This window comes from Streptomyces sp. NPDC088197 (assembly GCF_044741185.1).
In the GTDB taxonomy this organism is placed as follows: domain Bacteria; phylum Actinomycetota; class Actinomycetes; order Streptomycetales; family Streptomycetaceae; genus Actinacidiphila.
In genome coordinates, this window is the sequence record NZ_JBIUSD010000003.1 from 484,841 (window position 1) to 502,864 (window position 18,024).

The 18,024-nt window shown below is 73.4% G+C and carries 13 protein-coding genes; 4 read left to right on the forward strand and 9 right to left on the reverse strand.

Annotated elements, in window-relative coordinates; translation table 11 throughout:
- Positions 1 to 43 precede the first annotated feature (43 nt).
- Entirely contained in the window at positions 44 to 766 is a 723-nt protein-coding gene (locus tag ACIOC1_RS10630) for a DUF4230 domain-containing protein (protein ID WP_401853279.1), read from the forward strand.
- A gap of 272 nt (positions 767 to 1,038) precedes the next feature.
- Here the strand turns inward: ACIOC1_RS10630 and ppdK are convergent, their stop codons facing one another.
- Positions 1,039 to 3,762, reverse strand: coding sequence for a pyruvate, phosphate dikinase (gene ppdK, locus ACIOC1_RS10635; RefSeq protein WP_355344623.1), 2,724 nt, complete (start codon positions 3,760 to 3,762; stop codon positions 1,039 to 1,041).
- Positions 3,763 to 4,174: 412 nt separating this feature from the next.
- Positions 4,175 to 5,332 (reverse strand): tRNA dihydrouridine synthase DusB, encoded by a 1,158-nt coding sequence (gene dusB / locus ACIOC1_RS10640; RefSeq protein ID WP_401853281.1) that lies wholly within the window; start codon positions 5,330 to 5,332, stop codon positions 4,175 to 4,177.
- 154 nt (positions 5,333 to 5,486) lie between these two features.
- Between dusB and ACIOC1_RS10645 the strand changes: the two genes are divergently transcribed.
- From ACIOC1_RS10645 to ACIOC1_RS10655, 3 genes are all read left to right on the forward strand, one after another.
- A complete protein-coding gene (locus ACIOC1_RS10645) occupies positions 5,487 to 6,908 on the forward strand; it encodes an MFS transporter (protein WP_401853284.1) in 1,422 nt (473 codons plus the stop codon).
- Positions 6,905 to 7,498, forward strand: coding sequence for a MarR family winged helix-turn-helix transcriptional regulator (locus ACIOC1_RS10650; RefSeq protein ID WP_401853286.1), 594 nt, complete (start codon positions 6,905 to 6,907; stop codon positions 7,496 to 7,498). Before ACIOC1_RS10645 ends, ACIOC1_RS10650 begins: the two co-directional genes overlap by 4 nt.
- A gap of 121 nt (positions 7,499 to 7,619) precedes the next feature.
- Positions 7,620 to 8,435, forward strand: coding sequence for a DeoR family transcriptional regulator (locus ACIOC1_RS10655; protein ID WP_391047428.1), 816 nt, complete (start codon positions 7,620 to 7,622; stop codon positions 8,433 to 8,435).
- A gap of 73 nt (positions 8,436 to 8,508) precedes the next feature.
- On the opposite strand, the gene ACIOC1_RS10660 is transcribed toward ACIOC1_RS10655, so the two are convergent.
- From ACIOC1_RS10660 to ACIOC1_RS10690, 7 genes are all read right to left on the reverse strand, one after another.
- The gene (locus tag ACIOC1_RS10660; protein ID WP_401853289.1) at positions 8,509 to 11,424 is read right to left on the reverse strand and encodes an FAD-binding and (Fe-S)-binding domain-containing protein; all 2,916 of its coding nucleotides are present in this window, start codon (positions 11,422 to 11,424) and stop codon (positions 8,509 to 8,511) included.
- Positions 11,425 to 11,596: 172 nt separating this feature from the next.
- Positions 11,597 to 11,839, reverse strand: coding sequence for a hypothetical protein (locus ACIOC1_RS10665; RefSeq protein WP_401853292.1), 243 nt, complete (start codon positions 11,837 to 11,839; stop codon positions 11,597 to 11,599).
- Positions 11,840 to 11,969: 130 nt separating this feature from the next.
- Positions 11,970 to 13,430 carry an aldehyde dehydrogenase family protein gene (locus ACIOC1_RS10670; protein ID WP_401853294.1) on the reverse strand — a complete coding sequence of 487 codons (1,461 nt, stop codon included), beginning with the start codon at positions 13,428 to 13,430 and terminating at the stop codon, positions 11,970 to 11,972.
- A 149-nt stretch (positions 13,431 to 13,579) separates the two neighbouring features.
- Positions 13,580 to 14,632, reverse strand: coding sequence for a cyclase family protein (locus tag ACIOC1_RS10675; RefSeq protein ID WP_401853296.1), 1,053 nt, complete (start codon positions 14,630 to 14,632; stop codon positions 13,580 to 13,582).
- Complete coding sequence (locus ACIOC1_RS10680; RefSeq protein ID WP_401853298.1) at positions 14,629 to 15,660, reverse strand: alcohol dehydrogenase catalytic domain-containing protein; 1,032 nt, start codon at positions 15,658 to 15,660, stop codon at positions 14,629 to 14,631. The genes ACIOC1_RS10675 and ACIOC1_RS10680 overlap by 4 nt, the downstream gene beginning before the upstream one ends.
- Positions 15,660 to 16,547 carry a shikimate dehydrogenase family protein gene (locus tag ACIOC1_RS10685; RefSeq protein WP_391047439.1) on the reverse strand — a complete coding sequence of 296 codons (888 nt, stop codon included), beginning with the start codon at positions 16,545 to 16,547 and terminating at the stop codon, positions 15,660 to 15,662. Before ACIOC1_RS10685 ends, ACIOC1_RS10680 begins: the two co-directional genes overlap by 1 nt.
- Positions 16,544 to 18,001, reverse strand: coding sequence for an FGGY family carbohydrate kinase (locus ACIOC1_RS10690; protein ID WP_391160244.1), 1,458 nt, complete (start codon positions 17,999 to 18,001; stop codon positions 16,544 to 16,546). Before ACIOC1_RS10690 ends, ACIOC1_RS10685 begins: the two co-directional genes overlap by 4 nt.
- Between the last annotated feature and the right edge of the window lie 23 nt (positions 18,002 to 18,024).

The following is an 18,024-nucleotide window of genomic DNA, read 5'->3' on the forward strand; positions in this document are numbered from 1 at the left end:
TCGCCGAGCGCGGGTACCCGGCACTTCAGGAGGTGACGCGGTCATGGCGATCAGTGGTGCTGCGGGACGTATGCCCTGGTGGGCGCGGACAGCTATCGGAGTGGTCGTACTCGCGCTGCTGTTCCTGTTGCTCGGCAAGGCCAATCTGCTGCCCGGTATACCGAATCCGTTCGCGGAGAAGGACAAGGACCGCAGCGGTCCCGTCCTGTTGAAGTCCATCCAGGACATGAACCGCTTCGAGGGCGCGAGCGGCAACTTCGAGGTCGTCGTCGACCTGGAGAAGGACGCCAAATTCCTGCCGTCCGCGGTGCGCGGCAAGCGCACGCTGTACGTCGGCGCGGGCAGCGTCGACGCGTACGTCGATCTCGGTTCCGTCGGCAACGACGCGGTGAAGGTCTCCGCCGACCGCAAGTCCGCGACGATCCGCCTGCCGCACGCGGCACTTGAGCGGACCTCGCTGGACACCAAGCATTCCTACGTCGTCTCGCAGCAGCGCGGCTTCTTCGACCGGATCGGCGACTTCTTCGGCGACAATCCGGGCAACGCCCAGCAGCTCAACGAGCTGGCCGCGCAGAAGATCCAGGACGCCGCCAAGCAGACCGAGTTGGGCGCGCGGGCCGAGACCAACACCAAATTCATGCTGGAGCACCTGCTGACCTCGCTCGGCTTCGAGCACGTGAACGTCGTCTTCGGCCCGCCCCCGAAGGCCGCCCCGACGCCCAGCGGCAGCGCGACTCCCACCACGGCCGGCCCCACGTCCTCCTGACCCCGTCTCAAACGGTCGCCTGGGCCGCACCGCTACGGTGCGGCCCAGGCGACCTTCTTTGTGCTCATCGCGGGTGCGCGCCTCGGATCGTGGGCGTGGGACGCCGCGGTGCCGGCATGGCCGGGCCGTGCCCCGGCGTACGTGAAAGCGCCGGGGGCGGCGCTTCCGCACGAAGCGTCGCCCCCGGCGGGGTGGGGTCGGGATCGGGTCGCCGGTCGGTGAGGGTGCCCCCAGGGCAAGGGGCGTCCGGCGGCGGTCCGGGCCCGGCCCGGTCAGGTGGTCGGCGTGGGGGGACGGGCGGCGGCGCGGCCGGCCTCCAGGCGGGCGACGGGGATGCGGAAGGGCGAGCAGGAGACGTAGTCGAGCCCGACGTCGTGGAAGAAGTGGACGGACTCGGGGTCGCCGCCGTGCTCGCCGCAGATGCCGAGCTTGAGGCCGGGGCGGGTGGCGCGGCCGGCCTCGCAGGCGGAGCGGACCAGCGCGCCGACGCCGTCGCGGTCGATGGTCTCGAACGGGGAGACGCCGAAGATGCCCTTCTCCAGGTAGGCGGTGAAGAAGGACGCCTCGACGTCGTCGCGGGAGAAGCCCCACACGGTCTGGGTGAGGTCGTTGGTGCCGAAGGAGAAGAACTCGGCGGCCTCCGCGATCTGACCGGCCGTCAGCGCGGCGCGCGGCAGCTCGATCATCGTGCCGATGGCCATGCCGAGCGAGGCGCCGGTGGCCGCCTCGACCTCGGCGATGACGCGGTCCGCCTCCTCACGGACGATCTCCAGTTCCTGCACGGTGCCGACCAGCGGGATCATCACCTCGGGACGCGGGTCGCCCTTGACGGACTTGCGGTGCGCCGCCGCCTCCGCGATGGCCCGTACCTGCATGGCGAACAGGCCGGGGATGACCAGGCCGAGGCGTACGCCACGCAGGCCCAGCATCGGGTTCTGCTCATGGAGCTTGTGAACGGCCTGGAGCAGCCGCAGGTCGTTCTCGTTGGCGTCCCTGCGGGACTCGGCGAGCGCGACCCGTACCGACAACTCCGTGATGTCGGGCAGGAATTCGTGCAGCGGCGGATCCAGCAGCCGTACGGTCACCGGCAGTCCGTCCATCGACTCGAACAGCTCGATGAAGTCGGCCTTTTGCAGCGGCAGCAGCGCGCCGAGCGCCTCTTCCCGCTCGGTGTCGGTGTCGGCGAGGACCAGCCGCTCGACCAGCTCGCGGCGCTCGCCGAGGAACATGTGCTCGGTACGGCACAGGCCGATGCCCTGCGCGCCGAAGCGGCGGGCGCGGTTGGCGTCCTCGGCGTTGTCGGCGTTGGCGCGTACTTGCAGCCGGCGGACCCGGTCGGCGTACGCCATGATCCGGTGCACCGCCTGGACGAGTCCGTCGGCCTCGTCGGCCCCCGCGTGCATGCGGCCCTCGAAGTACTCGACCACTGGGGACGGTACGACGGGCACCTCGCCGACGTACACCTTGCCCGAGGAGCCGTCGATCGAGATGAGGTCGCCCTCCTCTATCACCACGCCCCCCGGCGCGGTCAGCCGTCGCCGCTTGGTGTCGACCTCCAGCTCCTCTGCGCCGCACACGCAGGTCTTGCCCATCCCGCGGGCGACGACGGCGGCGTGCGAGGTCTTGCCGCCGCGGCTGGTGAGGATGCCCTCGGCGGCGATCATGCCGTTGAGGTCGTCGGGGTTGGTCTCGCGGCGGATCAGGATGACCTTCTCGCCGGACCGCGACCACTTGACGGCGGTGTACGAGTCGAAGACCGCCTTGCCGACGGCGGCGCCGGGCGAGGCCGCGATGCCCCAGCCGATCCGGCGTACGTTCCCGCTGTCGGCGACCGTGTCGTCGAAGCGCGGGAACATGAGCTGCGCCAACTGCGCGCCGTTGACCCGTTGCAGCGCCTCCGCCTCGCTGATCAGGCCCTGGTCGACGAGCTGGGTGGCGATCCTGAAGGCCGCCGCCGCGGTCCGCTTGCCGACCCGGGTCTGGAGCATCCACAGCTTGCCGCGCTCGATGGTGAACTCGATGTCGCACAGGTCGCGGTAGTGCGTCTCCAGCGTCTCCATGATCGAGATGAGCTGGTCGTACGACGCCTTGTCGATGCCTTCGAGGTCGGCGAGCGGCACGGTGTTGCGGATACCGGCGACGACGTCCTCGCCCTGGGCGTTCTGCAAGTAGTCGCCGTACGTGCCCTGGTGGCCGCTGGCCGGGTCGCGGGTGAAGGCGACGCCGGTGCCGGAGTCAGGGCCGAGGTTGCCGAAGACCATCGAGCAGACGGTGACGGCGGTGCCCAGGTCGCCGGGGATACGTTCCTGGCGGCGGTAGAGCTTGGCGCGCTCGGTGTTCCAGGAGTCGAAGACCGCGCGCACGGCGAGGTCCATCTGCTCGCGCGGCTCCTGCGGGAAGTCCCGGCCGGCCTCCTTGGCGACGATCGCCTTGAAGTCGTCCACGAGCTGTCGCAGATCGGCCGCGTCCAGACCGAGGTCGCTGTCCGCGCCCTTGTGCCGCTTGGCCTCGTCCAGCGCGTCCTCGAAGAGGTCGCCGTCCACACCGAGCACGGTCTTGCCGAACATCTGCACAAGACGCCGGTAGGAGTCCCACGCGAAGCGCTCGTTGCCCGCCTGCTGGGCGAGCCCGGCGACCGACGCGTCGGACAGGCCGATGTTGAGGACGGTGTCCATCATGCCGGGCATGGAGAACTTCGCGCCCGAGCGGACCGAGACCAGCAGCGGGTCGTCCGGCTGGCCGAGCTTCTTGCCCATCCGCTGTTCCAGCGCGTCGAGGTGCGCACTCACCTCGTCGCGCAGCGCGGAGGGTTCCGCGCCGGTTTCCAGATAGACCCTGCACGCCTCGGTGGTGATGGTGAAACCCGGAGGGACGGGCAGGCCGAGGTTGGTCATCTCGGCGAGGTTCGCTCCCTTGCCGCCGAGCAGGTCCTTGAGGTCTTTGTTGCCCTCAGTGAAGTCGTAGACGAACTTCTGCTTCTTCTGTCGTGCCGACACGGGACTCGACTCCTCGCGACCGGGATGCCCTGACGGCGGGGAGCGTACCCAGGTCGAAGGCGCCGCAGTGCGTCCATGACCTCGACACACGGCGGTAACCGCCCGTCTGCCGGTGTCTCCCGGGCGGGGGGCCCGCCGACCGGTGTTCGCGCTCCGTTCACGAGTCGAACGGACGGTTTCACTCCGGTGGTCGCTTCGGCGACTCGGTCTACGGAGCGTCACGTGGCGCCGTGCCGCGTGGACACAGCGGGGGTGGCACCGCGTGCCATGCTTTCGGAAGGTGCGACACCCCACTTCACGCTCATTTGAGCGCAAGCCCTATCAACCGTGGCGCGAATCACGCCTCGCGTCTCACATGCTGGACGGCGGCCAGGGCCCGCTCCGGCCGTGCGCGGCCGGCGTTCCCGGACGGTTAGCCGCCCGAGGTGTCGGATTCGGCGTCCTCCGTGAGCACGGCGCAGTCGTACGGGTCGTTGAGCCAGCCGTCCGGGAGGACGACCCGCTTGCCGGGGGCGGTACGGCCGCGCGGGCCGTCGGCGTGCGCGGGCCAGGGCTGGGTGAGGTCGAGGCCGCCGAGGTGCTCGTCCATCTCGGCCAGCGACGAGGCCGTGGCCAGCGCCCGGCGCGCGTCCGAGCCGACCGAGAAGCCCTTGGTGTACCAGGGCACGTGCTTGCGGAAGTCGACGACACCGCGTGCCTCGTCCCCGATCCACTCCCCCAGCAGCTCCGCGTGCCGCCGCATCACCCGCGCGACCTGCCCGAAGTCGGGGGTGGCGGGCGCGGCGCCGCCCTCGAAGGCGGCGACCAGGTCGCCGAAGAGCCAGGGCCGCCCGAGGCACCCCCGGCCGACCACGACGCCGTCGCAGCCGGTCTCCCGCATCATCCGTACCGCGTCGTCCGCGCACCAGATGTCGCCGTTGCCGAGCACCGGGATCTCGGGCACGTGCTCCTTGAGCCGCGCGATGGCGTCCCAGTCGGCGGTGCCGCCGTAGTGCTGGACGGCGGTGCGGCCGTGCAGCGCGACCGCCGTCACGCCCTCCTCGACCGCGATCCGGCCCGCGTCGAGATACGTGAGGTGGTCGTCGTCGATGCCCTTGCGCATCTTGATGGTGACCGGCAGGTCGCCCGCGTTGCCAACCGCCTCGCGCAGGATCGCCCGCAGCAGATTGCGCTTGAACGGCAGCGCGGACCCGCCGCCCTTGCGGGTCACCTTCGGCACCGGGCAGCCGAAGTTGAGGTCGATGTGGTCGGCCAGATCCTCGTCCACGATCATCCGCACGGCCTTGCCGACGGTCGCCGGGTCGACACCGTAGAGCTGGATGGAGCGCGGTGTCTCCGAGGCGTCGAAGTGGATGAGGTGCATGGTCTTCTCATTGCGCTCGACCAGCGCGCGCGTCGTGATCATCTCGCTGACGAACAGCCCCTTGCCGCCGCTGAACTCGCGGCAGAGCGTGCGGAAGGGCGCGTTGGTGATGCCCGCCATCGGGGCGAGCACGACCGGCGGCCACACGGCGTGCGGGCCGATCCGGAGGGTTTCCGGGCGGGTGAGCGTGGCGGCGTCAGCGGTCATGCCGTCCATTGTCGCGTACTCGCGCACGGCCCTCGGCCGAGATTGGTTGTACGATCAAAATGATTCTGGTCGTACAATCGTTGGTGTCAGCACCTATGACGCCGCCCCCGTACCGGCGACGAGCGCCAAGAACCGACAAGAGGAGCCCGGACGCATGCCTGAGCTGACGCACCGGCGTCGGATGCTCATCCTGGGGATCTGCTGCATGAGCCTGCTGATCGTCAGCCTGGACAACACGATCCTGAACGTGGCGCTGCCGTCGATGAGGCGGGACTTCCACGCCTCCGTCTCCGGCCTCCAGTGGACGATCGACGCGTATCTGGTGGTGATCGCCTCACTGCTGCTGCTCTCCGGCTCCACGGCCGACCGGCTCGGCCGGAAGAAGATCTTCCGGATCGGGCTGGTCTTCTTCACGCTCGGTTCGCTTCTGTGCAGCCTCGCGCCCGGTCTCGGCTGGCTGATCGCCTTCCGGATGATCCAGGCGGTCGGCGGCTCGATGCTCAACCCGGTGGCGATGTCGATCATCACCAACACCTTCACCGACGCCCGCGAACGGGCCCGCGCCATCGGCGTGTGGGGCGGTGTCGTCGGGATCAGCATGGCGGCCGGACCGATCGTCGGCGGCGCGCTGGTGGAGACCGTCGGCTGGCGGTCGATCTTCTGGATCAACCTGCCGGTGGGCGTGCTCGCCCTGATCCTCACCTCGCGCTACATCCCCGAGTCCCGCGCGCCCCGGCCGCGCCGCGTCGACCCGGTCGGCCAGGTGCTGGTCATCGCGCTGCTGGGCTCGCTCACCTACGGCATCATCGAGGGCTCGGGCGCGGGCTGGACCTCCCCGCTGATCGTCGGCTGCTTCGTCGTCACGGTGCTCGCGCTGCTCGGCCTGACGCGGTACGAGAAGCGGCGCACCGACCCGCTGATCGACGTGCGCTTCTTCCGCAGCGCGCCCTTCAGCGGCGCGACCCTCATCGCGGTCAGCGGCTTCGCCGCGCTCGGCGGCTTCCTCTTCCTCAACACCCTCTACCTCCAGGACGACCGGGGCCTGTCCGCCCTCGACGCCGGGCTCTACATGCTGCCGATGGCCGTGATGTGCCTGGTCTTCGCGCCGCTGTCCGGGCGGTTGGTCGCCTCGCGCGGCCCGCGCCTGCCGCTGATGCTCGCCGGTCTCACCATGACGGCCAGCGGCGTGATCTTCGCGGTGCTGGACGCCGAGTCGTCCAACGCCCTGCTGTTCACCTCCTACGTCCTGTTCGGCATCGGCTTCGGCCTGGTCAACGCCCCGATCACCAACACCGCCGTGTCCGGCATGCCCCGCGCCCAGGCCGGGGTCGCGGCGGCCGTGGCGTCCACCAGCCGCCAGATCGGCCAGTCGCTGGGCGTCGCCGTGATCGGCGCCGCGCTGGCCGCCGGAATGCAGACCACCGCCTGGTGGATCATCTCGGGCTGCGGCGCCTCCGTCCTGCTCATCGGTACGCTCACCACCGGACGCTGGGCCCGTGGTACGGCCGAACGCGCGGCCGATCTGCTCGTGCCCGAAGAAGACGACACCCCCCGAATCCCGGTGAGCACCTCATGACGACGACGCCAGAAGCCACGAGTTCCGTCGGTACGGTCTCCGGTCCTTCCGTCGGTACGGTCTCCGGTCCTACGGTCTCCGCCGGTCGTACGGCCTCCGCCGACGCTGTCTCCGTTGACGCTGTCTCCGGCGGCGGGGAGACCGGCCGCACGGACGCGACCGGCCCGGCGGACACGGCCGATGCCACCGCGGAGCGGATCTGGCGCAATCTGCGCACCTATGTACTGGAGCGCAACGAGCGCCGCAAGGAGACCTCGGAAGCGCTGGGCATGAGCTTCTTCCGGGTCAAGGTGCTGCGCCGGGTCGCCGCTTCTCCCGCCCGGCTCAGCGAGTTGGCGGCCGAGCTCTCCTCCGACCGCCCGTACACGACGTTGGTGGTGGACGACCTCGCCAAGCGCGGTCTGGTCGAGCGGCACGAACACCCCGCGGACCGGCGCTCCAAGATCGTGACGGCCACCGCCGAGGGCCACGCCGCCGCGGACCGCGCCAACGCCATCATGGGCGCCCCGCCGGAGTCGCTGAGCGCCCTGTCGGCCGCCGATCTGACGGCGCTCGACCGCATCGTGGCGGCCCTGGCGGCCCAGGACTGAGCCCGCCTCGACCACCGCTTCGACCGCGGCTTCAGCCGCCGCCGCGGCCACCGTTTCAGCCGCCGCCTCGACCGGCCGACTGTCCCTGTCCCCGAGGGGGTGATGGTCTAAGGTCTGGACGGTGACGCCAGAAGCCGATGACCGCGCTGCCGAGGAGGCCAGGCCCGCGTTCCCCACCGAGCGCCGACGGGCCCTGGTGGAGCTGCTCAGGGAGCGGCGCAGGCTGACCGTCGTCGAGATCTCGGAGCGGTTCCAGGTCACCGCGGAGACGGTGCGCAGGGACCTGGTGGAGCTGGAGCAGACCGGCGCGCTGCGCCGGGTGCACGGCGGCGCGATCCTGCTGGACAACGAGCACGGCATCCCCGGTCTCGCCCAGCGCACCCGGATCATGGCCGAGGAGAAGACGGCGATCGGCGCGGCGGCGCTCGCGCACATGCCGACCGGCGGCGCGGTGCTCATCGACGCGGGCAGCACCACCGGACGGCTCGCCGATCTCTACGCAGGCGGGCCGCAGTTGGTGGTGATGACCAACTCACTGCCCATCGCCGTCACGATGACCGGCAAGCCGGGCGCGGCCGTCTACACGACCGGCGGGCGCGTCCGCAACGACACGCTCGCCGAGGTCGAGATGCTGACGCTGCGGGCGCTGGACGAGGTCAAGGTCGACGTCGCGTTCCTGGGCACCTCGGGGATAACGGTGGACCACGGCTTCTCCACCTCGGACGTCTCCGAGAGCGCCGTCAAGCGGACGATGATGGCCTCCGCCCGGCGGGTCGTGGTGCTGTGCGACCACTCGAAGATCGGCACCGCGCTGTTCTCCCGTTTCGCGCCCGTGGACGGCCCCGACCTGCTGATCACCGACTCGGGAATCAGCGCCACGCAGCTCGCGGAACTGCGCGGCGCCGGCCTTGAGGTGCAGGTGGCCGAGCCGGTCTGACGTCGTCACGGCGTCGCCCGCACAGCCGTCGGCCGCCGAACCGTCGCCCCCTGACCGTCCCCCCTTAACCGTCTTAACCGTCGTCGCCGTCCTTCACCGCCCGGCCGTCGGACGCGTCGAGCGCGGACGCGAGCAGTTGGGCCAGATGGACCGCTCCGGCGCCGGCCGCGAGGTCGTCGATCTGGGTGCGGCAGGAGAATCCGTCGGCCAGCACCGGGCCGGTGCGCTCCGCCGTCTCCAGCGCGGGCAGCAGCGCGGTCCGCGCGACGGCCACCGAGACGTCGTAATGGCCGCGCTCCACACCGAAGTTGCCCGCGAGCCCGCAGCAGCCGCCGACCGCCGTGACGTCGGCGCCCGCCGTGCGCAGCAGTTCCTCGTCCGCCCGCCAGCCCATCACCGCCCGCTGGTGGCAGTGCGGTTGGGCGACGGTCCGGACGCCCGACAGGTCCGGGGGGCTCCAGCCGGGCGTACGGATCAGCAACTCGGCCAGGGTGACGGTGAGATCGGCCACCCGCCGCGCCCTGGGGTCGTCGGGCAGCAGCTCGACGCCGTCCCGGCGCAGCACGGACGTGCACGACGGTTCGAGGCCGACGATGGGCACACCGTCGGCGACGGCCGGTTCAAGTGCCGTGTACGTACGGCGCAGTTGTCGGCGCGCGCCGTCGAGCTGGCCGGTGGAGATCCAGGTCAGCCCGCAGCAGACCTGACGGCCGGTCAACTCGACGGCGTATCCGGCCTGTTCCAGTACGCGAACGGCCGCCGTGCCGACCTCGGGCGAGAACGACTGGGTGAAGCTGTCCACCCACAGCAGCACGCGGGGGCGGGACGTGCGCGGGCCTTGGGCGTCTCGGGCGTCTCGGGCGGCGCGGTCGGCGCGGTCGGCGCGGAAGGACGCCCGGAAGGTGCGGCGGGCGAAGCGGGGCAGCCCGCGCCGTCCGTCGATTCCGCCGAGCCGCTTGACCAGCGCGCCGACCCACCGGTTGCCGAGCAGCGCGTTGCTGACACCGGCCAGCCGGGTGGCGAGCCCGGCGGTGCGCGGCAGCCAGCCCAGCGAGTAGTGCGTCACCGGGCGGAGCCTGCGCCGGTAGCGCTGGTGCAGCACCTCCGCCTTGTACGTGGCCATGTCGACGCCCGCCGGGCAGTCGCTCGAACACGCCTTGCACGACAGGCACAGGTCCAGTGCCTCGTGCACCGCCGGGTCGGCCCAGCCGCCGTCCACCAGGTCGCCCCTGATCATCTCCTGGAGCAGCCGGGCCCGGCCGCGGGTGGAGTGCCGCTCCTCCCCCGTCGCGAGGTACGACGGGCACATCGCGCCGCCCGAGGTCGTGAGGTCGGCGCGGCACTTGCCGACCCCGACGCAGCGGTGGACGGCGCGGGTGAGGTCGCCGGAGTCGTGCGGGTACGCGAACGCGCCGGTGACGACGGGCAGTTGCGGCCGGACCCGCAGGTCGGCGTCGAGCGGCGCCGGGTCGACCAGCACACCGGGGTTGAGCAGGGCGCCGGGGTCCCAGACCGCCTTGACCGCGGCGGCGGCGCCCAGCGCGGCGGGCGAGTACATCCGGGCGAGCAGTTCGCCGCGGGCGCGGCCGTCGCCGTGCTCGCCCGACATCGAGCCGCCGTGCGCGGCCACCAGGTCGGCGGCGTCCTCGAGGAACGCCCGCATCCGGGCCGCGCCGCCCTCGTCCCGCAGACCGAAGTCGAAGCGGCCGTGCACACAGCCGTCGCCGAAGTGCCCGTACAGCAGGCCGTCGTAGTGGTGCTGCCCGAGCAGCGCGTCCAGGTCCCGCAGGTAGGCCCCGAGCCGTTCCGGCGGTACGGCGGCGTCCTCCCAGCCGGGCCAGGCGTCGGCCCCGCCGGGCGTGCGGCCCGCCAGGCCCACCCCGTCGGTACGAATCCGCCACAGCGCGGCGATCCGGCCGGGGTCGGTCACCACCTGGCCGTCCACCGCGCCGGACGCGGCCAGTACGGCGCGGGCCGCGTGCTCCGCCTCCGCGAGGCTCGCGCCGCCGGTCTCCACCAGCAGCCAGCCCGCGCCGCGCGGCAGCGCGGGCACGGCGGCGGCCCCCTTACGGCGGACCACGACCTCGACCAGCCGCCGGTCCATGCCCTCGACGGCCAGCGGGCCCAGGGCCACCAGCGCCGGGGTCGCGTCGGCGGCGGAGGGCATGTCGGGGAAGCCGAGCACCGCAAGCGCGCGGGCGGCGGGCCCGGGCACCAGCCGTACGGTGGCGTCGAGCACCAGCGCCAGGGTGCCTTCCGAGCCGACGAGCGAACTCATCACGTCGAAGCCGCGCTCGGGCAGCAGCGCGTCCAGCGCGTAGCCGGACGCCTGGCGCGGGAAGCGGCCGTACTCGGTCCGCAGGACGGCGAGGTGCGCGTCGGCCGTCTGCCGCAGCCGGGTGTTCAACTCCGCGTCCGACGTGCCGTGCTGATCGGCCGTCACCTGGCGGCCGTCGGCCAGCAGCAGCCGGGCGGACACCACATTGTCACGGGTGTTGCCCCAGGCCACGGCGTGCGCGCCGCAGGCGTTGTTGCCGATCATCCCGCCGATGGTGCAGCGGTCCGCGGTCGACGGGTCGGGCCCGAGCAGCAGGCCGTGCGGCGCGGCCTCGCGCTGGAGGCGGGCCTGGACGGTACCGGCGCCCACGGTCGCGGTACGGCGCTCGGGGTCGATCTCGGCGACCGCGTCGAGCGCGGTGAGGTCGAGGACCACGCCGGGGCCGATCGCGTTGCCCGCGACCGAGGTTCCGGCGCCGCGTGCCACCACGGACAGCCCGAGCCGGTGGCAGTGGGCGACGGTGTCGACGGCGTGCGCCGCCGACTCCGCGCGCACGACGGCGACCGGGGGCACCCGGTAGTTGGACGCGTCGGAGGAGTACAGCGCACGGGTGCCCGCGTCCAACCGCACGCTGGGGCCGAGCAGTTCGCGCAGGCGGCGGGCGCCGCCCGCCGCGTCGCCCGGCCCGTGGGGTGCGTTCGGCTTGTCCATCGCGTTCGTTCCGTTCCTGTCGTCGCTTCCCCGCCGCGTCCGGACGGCGGGGCCACGAGGTCGTCGCCGCGAGGTCGTGTCCCGCCGCCGTCACCACGACGGCGGCACCCCGCGGCCGGCGGGGCGTCGGTACCGGTCCCGCCCACCTCTTCGGCGCCGCCCGGCGACCCCGTCACGCGGCGGAGTCCCGGTCGGCGGCGAGGTGCCCGCGCCGGTCGTCGGGCGGGCCGTCCCCGTAGTAGACCGCCTCGGCCGGGCAGACCGGCTCCCCCGCGCCGCGGTCCACCCGCTCGTCCGGGTGGATGTACGGCGCCCGCGCGCCGTCGCCTGCGCGGTCGGCCGGGCGTTTTCGCCGGTGCGCGCCGTGTCGGGCGCGGCGGCGCACGCGCGTCCGGTCACTCGTCGGCCAGGACATTCGTCGGCCAGGACATTCGTCGGCCAGGACATCGGGCCGACCGGCCGCTCCCCCCTTGGTGCGGCCGGTCGGCCTCCCCCCCGGGCCCGCGGACGTGGCGGCTTCCCCTCCGCGTCCGCCCGCGGGCCGGTCATGACGCGCTGCCGGGCGCTGACGCCTGGTACACGCTCTTGGTCCAGGTGAAGAAGTCCACGGCGGTCTGTCCCTGCTCGCGGTAGGTGTTGGTGGAGGAGTCGCCGACCCCGCCGAAGGGGACGTTCAGCTCGACCCCGCTGGTCGGCCGGTTCACCTTGATCACTCCGGCCCGCACCTCGGAGCTGAACCGGTGCACGGTGTCCAGGTTGTTGGTGACCACACCGGCCGTCAGGCCGAAGCGGGAGTCGTTGACCAGGTCGATGGCCTGGTCGAGGCCCGTGGCGTCGAGCACCGCGACCACCGGGCCGAAGACCTCCTCCTGGGCGACGGTGTCGGCGGGCCGCACGCCGGTCAGCACCGTGGGGCCGAACAGCAGGCCGTCCGGGTCCGCGCCGCCGACCACGGTCCTGGCCCCCTCGGCCAGGGCCTTGTCCACGTAGCCCAGATCGGTGGCGAGTTGGGCGCCGCTGACCACAGGGCCCATCCGTACGCCGTCGGTCAGTCCGTCGCCGGGCCGGTAGGCCGCGGCCTCCTCCCGCAGGGCGTCGAGGAAGGCGTCCTTGACGCCCGGCAGGCAGATCACCCGGCTGGTCGCGGTGCACGCCTGGCCGGTGAGGCCGAAGCCGCCCGCCGCGACGATGCGCGCGGCCACCGCGGCGTCGGCGTCGTCGCAGACCACGACGGCGTTCTTGCCGCCGAGTTCGAGCTGCACCCGGATGCGGCGCGGCGCGGCGGCGGTGTAGATGCCCGCGCCGACGCCCACCGAGCCGGTGAAGGTGACCGCGTCGATCCGCGGCGACGCGACGAGTTGGGCGCCGATCCGGGCGCCGGAGCCGGTCAGCAGGGTGAACACCCCGTCGGGCAGGCCGGCTTCCTGGAGCACCCTGGCCAGGTGCCAGGCGCCCGCGGGGGCTATCTGGGCGGGTTTGAGCACCACCGCGTTGCCGCTGACCAGGGCGGGCGCGGACTTCCAGGCGGGGATGGCGATCGGGAAGTTCCAGGGGGTGATGACCGCGACCGCGCCCAGCGGTTCGCGTCGGCTGTAGACCAGGTCGGTGCCCGCGGCCGAGGGGTACGTCGTGCCGCCGATCCGCCAGCCCTCGCTGCCGTGGAAGCGCAGGATGTCGGCGGCCCGCGCGACCTCGCCGCGCGCCTCCGCGAGGGTCTTGCCCTCCTCGCGGGTGATGTCCCGGGCGGCCTCGTCCGCGCGGTCGTCGAGGAGCGCGGCGGCCCGCTCCAGAATCCGGCCGCGGGCGGGGGCCGGGGTGCGTCCCCAGTCGCGGGCGGCGGCGTGGGCGGCGTCCAGCGCGCGCTCCACGGTGGCGGCGTCGAGGTCCGCGCTGAGGCTGACCCGCTGACCGGGGACGGCCGGATTGTCCCGTACCGCCGTCGGGGCGCCGGTCCATCGCCCGCCCACCAGGGACTGAATCTCCAGGACGTCCATGCTGTCGGTCATCTCCTGTGGTTCTCAAGGCCGTTGGGGCCGTCGGAAGTCGTCGGTGGCGTCGGGTCCTCGGTGGCGTCGGGTCGTCGGTGGCGTAGGGTCCTCGGTGGCCTCGGTGGCCCCGGCGCCGTCAGCTCCTTCGGGTCGTACGGGTCCCCGCGTCACTTCAGCGCGAGGGCGTTGGCAGTGGAGCCCGCCGCGCCGGTGAGGTGGAGCGGGGCCGCGGTGAACAGCCCCTCGTGGACGCCGTCCTGGGCGCAGTCCTCGGCCAGGGCGGCGAGGTCGAACAACTCGCCCACCGCGAGCCCTAGTTCGGCGATCAGCGTGTGGTGCAGGAAGGTCTCGGGCCCGCTCATGTCGAACGGCATGGCCTCCACCGCGGGGCAGTCGGCCGCGACCGCGGACAGCTCCAGGCCGCGCAGCCACCGTCTGGTCTCCTGATCGACGGCCAGGCCCGGCGAGGCGAAGAAGCCCTCCGCCGCCAGCGCCTCGCGCGCCGCCCGGTCCAGCCCCTCGTACCAGCGCGTCCAGCCGAAGTGCAGCAACAGGACGTCGCCGGGCCGCGGTTGGGTGCCCTGCGCGGCGAGCGCGGCCGTCACGTCGGCCGCGGTGTAGGCGACCCGGCGGGAGCAGTCGCCGCCGTGCCGCCCATGTCCGACCAGGTCGGCCAGGACGAAGCGGCCCGCGATGCCGCGCCGCGCCCAGTGCTCGATGCCCAGCGGCCCCGCCGCCGCCGCGATGTCGGCGGCCCGGTGGCCGCCGTAATAGGTGCCGTCGGGGCCGCGCACGTGCGCCAGCCCGTCCCACTGCGAGGACCCCTGCGGGTAGAAGGAGTCGAGGCGGTCGTCGAAGCCGTTGCCGAGGTCGATACGGGTGTGCGTGTGGCGGCCCCTGCCGAGGATCGGCGGGTCGGGCAGGGCCAGGTCCCAGTTGAGCGAGAAGACCCGGCCCCGGGTCACCAGCGCGGCGGCGTCCCTGACCCGCTCGGGCGTCTGCCGCGCCACGGCGCCCAGTTCGCCGACGACGGCCCCAGTGGTGCCGGTGGTGCCGGTGAGGGCCGACGCACCCGAAGCCGAGTCGTGCACGGCCGACGTACCCGAAGCCGAGTCGTGCACGGCCGACGCACCGGAAACCCCGGCCGTCGAAGCCGAGGCCGCACCGGATGTCCCGTCCTCCCGGCCCCCGTCGGGCTCCTCGCCCCGCGTGCCGGTCATGACGCGTCCACCGAGATCATGGCCTTCATGGCCACCTTGCCCGCCGCCGCGTCGGCCAGCGCCTTCGGCCCCTCCTCCAGCGCGTAGTGGTCGGAGACCAGGTCGTCGACCTCGACCGCGCCGCTGGAGACCAGCTCGATGGCGCGCGGCCAGGTGTGGGCGTAGCGGTGGACGGTGGTGAGGGTGAGTTCGCGGTAGCGGATGAGGGTGGACGACAGCGTGATCGTCGGCGCGGCGGGCACTCCGACCAGTACGGCCCGGCCGCGCGGCCGCAGCCGGGTCATCCCGTCGTCCAGCGCGGTGGGCGCGCCCGAGCACTCCAGGTAGCAGTCGAGGTCGGCGGCCACGTCCTGGAAGGCGGTGCCGGGGTCGGCGCCGACGTGAGCGGTCTCCACGCCGGGCGTGGAGTGCGCGAGCCGGGCCAGTCGGCGCTCGTCGACGTCCGCGACGATCACCCGGCCCGCCTTCTCGGCCAGGGCCACCCGCGCCACCAGGGTGCCGATCGGGCCCGCGCCCGCGATGAGCACCTGCTCGCCGGGGAGTACGGCGGCCCGTCCGACGGCCCATACGGCCACCGACAGCGGTTCGAGCAGGGCCGCCCGCGTGGCGGTCATCGCGGCGGGGACGGCGTGCACCGCGCGGCGCGGCAGCACCACGCGCTCGCGCGCCAGCCCGGCGTGCGGCGGCATCCCGAGGAAGCGCATCCGCGCGCAGAGGTTGTACGTACCGGCCAGGCACTCGCGGCACCGGCCGCACCAGAGGCCGGGTTCGACGGCGACCAGGTCGCCGGGGGCGAGGTCGGTCACCCGGTCACCGGTCTCCAGGACGGTGCCGGACGCCTCGTGGCCGAGCACGTGCGGCCCGGTGAGCCGGAAGGCACCGATCCGCCCGTGCGCGTAGAAGTGGGTGTCCGAGCCGCAGAGGCCGACCCGCGCGACCGCGACGCGTACGTCGTCGGCGTCGAGCGCTTCCTCGTCGGTCTCGCCGAGCGCCGCGTCATGGGCGCCCCGCAGGGTGAGAGCACGCATCACGCCACCTCCGCGGCATCGCTCGCGTGCGCGAGCGGATCGGCGAGGTCCGGCGGATCGGGTTCGCCGGAGGGTTCGAGGGTCGGTTCGAGGCCGAGGAAGTCCGCGGTCGGCCCGAGTTGGTGGAGGAGCATGTGGACGCCGGGCACGACCGTGCATCCCGCGCGCCGCGCGTGGTCGAGCAGCCGGGTCCTGGCGGGCTTCATGATGATGTCGCTGACGGCCGTGGCGGGGCTGAGCGCGGCGAGGTCGACGGGCAGCGGATCGGCGGCGCGCATGCCGACCGAGGTGGTGTTGACCAGGACGTCGACGTCGGCGGCGGAGTCCCGCTCGCGCACCTCGCAGCGCACGGCCGGGTAGTGGCGGCCGACCTGCTCGGCCAGGGCGACGGCGCGGGCGGTGGTCCGGTTGCGGACGGCCAGGTGCGAGACGCCCGCGGCGGCCAGCGCCATGGCGACGGCGCGCGCGCTGCCGCCCGCGCCGAGCAGCAGCACCCGCGCGCCCTCCAGCCGCACCCCGTGCGCGCGCAGCCCCGCGACCAGGCCGGGGCCGTCGTACTGCCCGCCGAGCAGCCGCCCGTCGGGCAGCCTGCGGATGACGTTGCTCGCCCCGGCCCTGACGGCGTCCTCGGTGAGGTCGTCGAGCAGCCCGGCGATGTGCTCCTTGTGCGGCATGGTGACCCCGATGCCCGCCAGGTTCTTCCAGGCGCGCGCCGCGGCGACCGCCTGCGCCAGGTCCTCGACCCCGACCTGGTACGGCACCACGGCCGCGTCGATGCCGCGCTGGCGGAAGAAGCGGTTCATCACCTCGGGCGTGCGCACATGGGCCACCGGGTCGGCGAAGTGCGCGTAGATCCGGGTGTGCCCGGTGATGGGGTGGGACGTCATGATGCGGTGAACTCCGTCCAGTCGTCGATCCAGGTGCCGAGGTCGGGGATGAGTCCGCAGGCCAGCGCCGCCATCCGGGCGGCGCCGCAGGCGCCGGCCTCGGCGCCGACGGGCAGCCGGACCGAGCCGAGCACGCGGGCGCGGACGGCCCTGATGTAGCCGGACGTGTACCAGCCGCCCGCGGCGATCAGCGCGTTGCCGGGGCCGCCGAGCGCGTCGAGCAGGCCGATCGCGTCGCGGCAGCGCCAGGAGGTCAGTTCGACCAGTACGGCCCACGCCTCGGCGTCCGGCAGTCCGTGGAGGGCGGCCACCACGGCGGCCGGGTCGAGCGGGGCCATCGGCCGGGCCGCGCTGCCGAGGGTGACGGCGAATTCGGCCGCGCGGCCGGTCGCGGGCAGGCGGGCCGCGGCCCTGCCGAGCGCGTCGACGTCGGCGAGGGTCCGTTCGGCGCCGAGCCGGTCGTCGAGCAGGGCGCGCAGCAGGCGTCCGGTGCCGAGGACGCCGAAGAGGTAGTCGCGGCCGGGGACGATGTGCGGGCCGCGCTCGAATCCGGCGGCCACCGCCCGGGTCAGCGGGCCGGGGTCCTTGGCGGCGGGCCGGGAGCGGATCAGCGCCTCCCCGGTGCCGAGGCTGTCGAAGCAGTCGTCGGGGTGTACGGCCCCGGCGCCGATCGCGCCCGCCAGGTGGTCGTGGCCAGCGACGGTGACGACCGCGCCGCCGACCAGCGGCAGACCGGCCCGCGCGGTGCCGGTGGGCGACCCGGCGGGCAGCAGTTCCGGCATCGCGGCGGGGTCGAGCCCCGCCCGGTCCACGCCGTGCTTCCACCACTCGCGGGCGGTGACGTCCATGAAGCCGCTGCGCGCGGCGAGCGACCACTCGGCGGTGGCCCGGCCGCCCGCCCAATGGGCGGCCCACTCCGGTACGTTCAGCCAGCTCACGGCCTTGCCGGTCGGGCCGGACCTCGTACCGGAAGCGGTGGACGTAACCGTCCGGGGCCCGGCGGACGACGCCGACCGTCCGTCCAGTCGGGGCAGCAGCCACGCCACCTTGACGGCCGAGGCGCGGGTGGTGGGCCGCAGGCCGGTGGTGGCGGTGAAGCCGTCGCCCTGTTCGGCGAGGAGAGCGGCCAGTTCGTCCGCCCCGCTGGTGTCGAACCAGGCCACGGCCGGTGCGACGGGTGTGCCGTCGGCGGCGAGCGCGTACCCCGCCTCGGCCATGCCCGCGAAGCCGACGGCGAGCGCGTGGCGGCCGGGCAGGCGGTCGGCGAGCTGCCGGAAGAGGCCGTCCAGCGCGCCGGACAGGTCCTCGTGCCCGAGCACCGTCGTCCCGGCGGCGAGCCGCCACGGGGTGTCGGCCCTGACCACCGCCAGCTCGTGGCCGCGCTCGTCGGTGGCGCACACCTTCACCGTGGTGGTGCCGATGTCCACGCCGACGACGCATGCCGTCCTTGCCATCACAGCCTCCTCAGCCGAAGATC

Bases quoted from the DNA above. Each gene is read 5' to 3' on its own strand.
- ACIOC1_RS10630 (WP_401853279.1), top strand. From the start codon at position 44: ATGGCGATCAGTGGTGCTGCGGGACGTATGCCCTGGTGGGCGCGGACA.
- dusB (WP_401853281.1), bottom strand. From the start codon at position 5,332: ATGACCGCTGACGCCGCCACGCTCACCCGCCCGGAAACCCTCCGGATC.
- ACIOC1_RS10645 (WP_401853284.1), top strand. From the start codon at position 5,487: ATGCCTGAGCTGACGCACCGGCGTCGGATGCTCATCCTGGGGATCTGC.
- ACIOC1_RS10650 (WP_401853286.1), top strand. From the start codon at position 6,905: ATGACGACGACGCCAGAAGCCACGAGTTCCGTCGGTACGGTCTCCGGT.
- ACIOC1_RS10660 (WP_401853289.1), bottom strand. From the start codon at position 11,424: ATGGACAAGCCGAACGCACCCCACGGGCCGGGCGACGCGGCGGGCGGC.
- ACIOC1_RS10665 (WP_401853292.1), bottom strand. From the start codon at position 11,839: ATGTCCTGGCCGACGAGTGACCGGACGCGCGTGCGCCGCCGCGCCCGA.
- ACIOC1_RS10670 (WP_401853294.1), bottom strand. From the start codon at position 13,430: ATGACCGACAGCATGGACGTCCTGGAGATTCAGTCCCTGGTGGGCGGG.
- ACIOC1_RS10675 (WP_401853296.1), bottom strand. From the start codon at position 14,632: ATGACCGGCACGCGGGGCGAGGAGCCCGACGGGGGCCGGGAGGACGGG.
- ACIOC1_RS10680 (WP_401853298.1), bottom strand. From the start codon at position 15,660: ATGCGTGCTCTCACCCTGCGGGGCGCCCATGACGCGGCGCTCGGCGAG.
- ACIOC1_RS10685 (WP_391047439.1), bottom strand. From the start codon at position 16,547: ATGACGTCCCACCCCATCACCGGGCACACCCGGATCTACGCGCACTTC.
- ACIOC1_RS10690 (WP_391160244.1), bottom strand. From the start codon at position 18,001: ATGGCAAGGACGGCATGCGTCGTCGGCGTGGACATCGGCACCACCACG.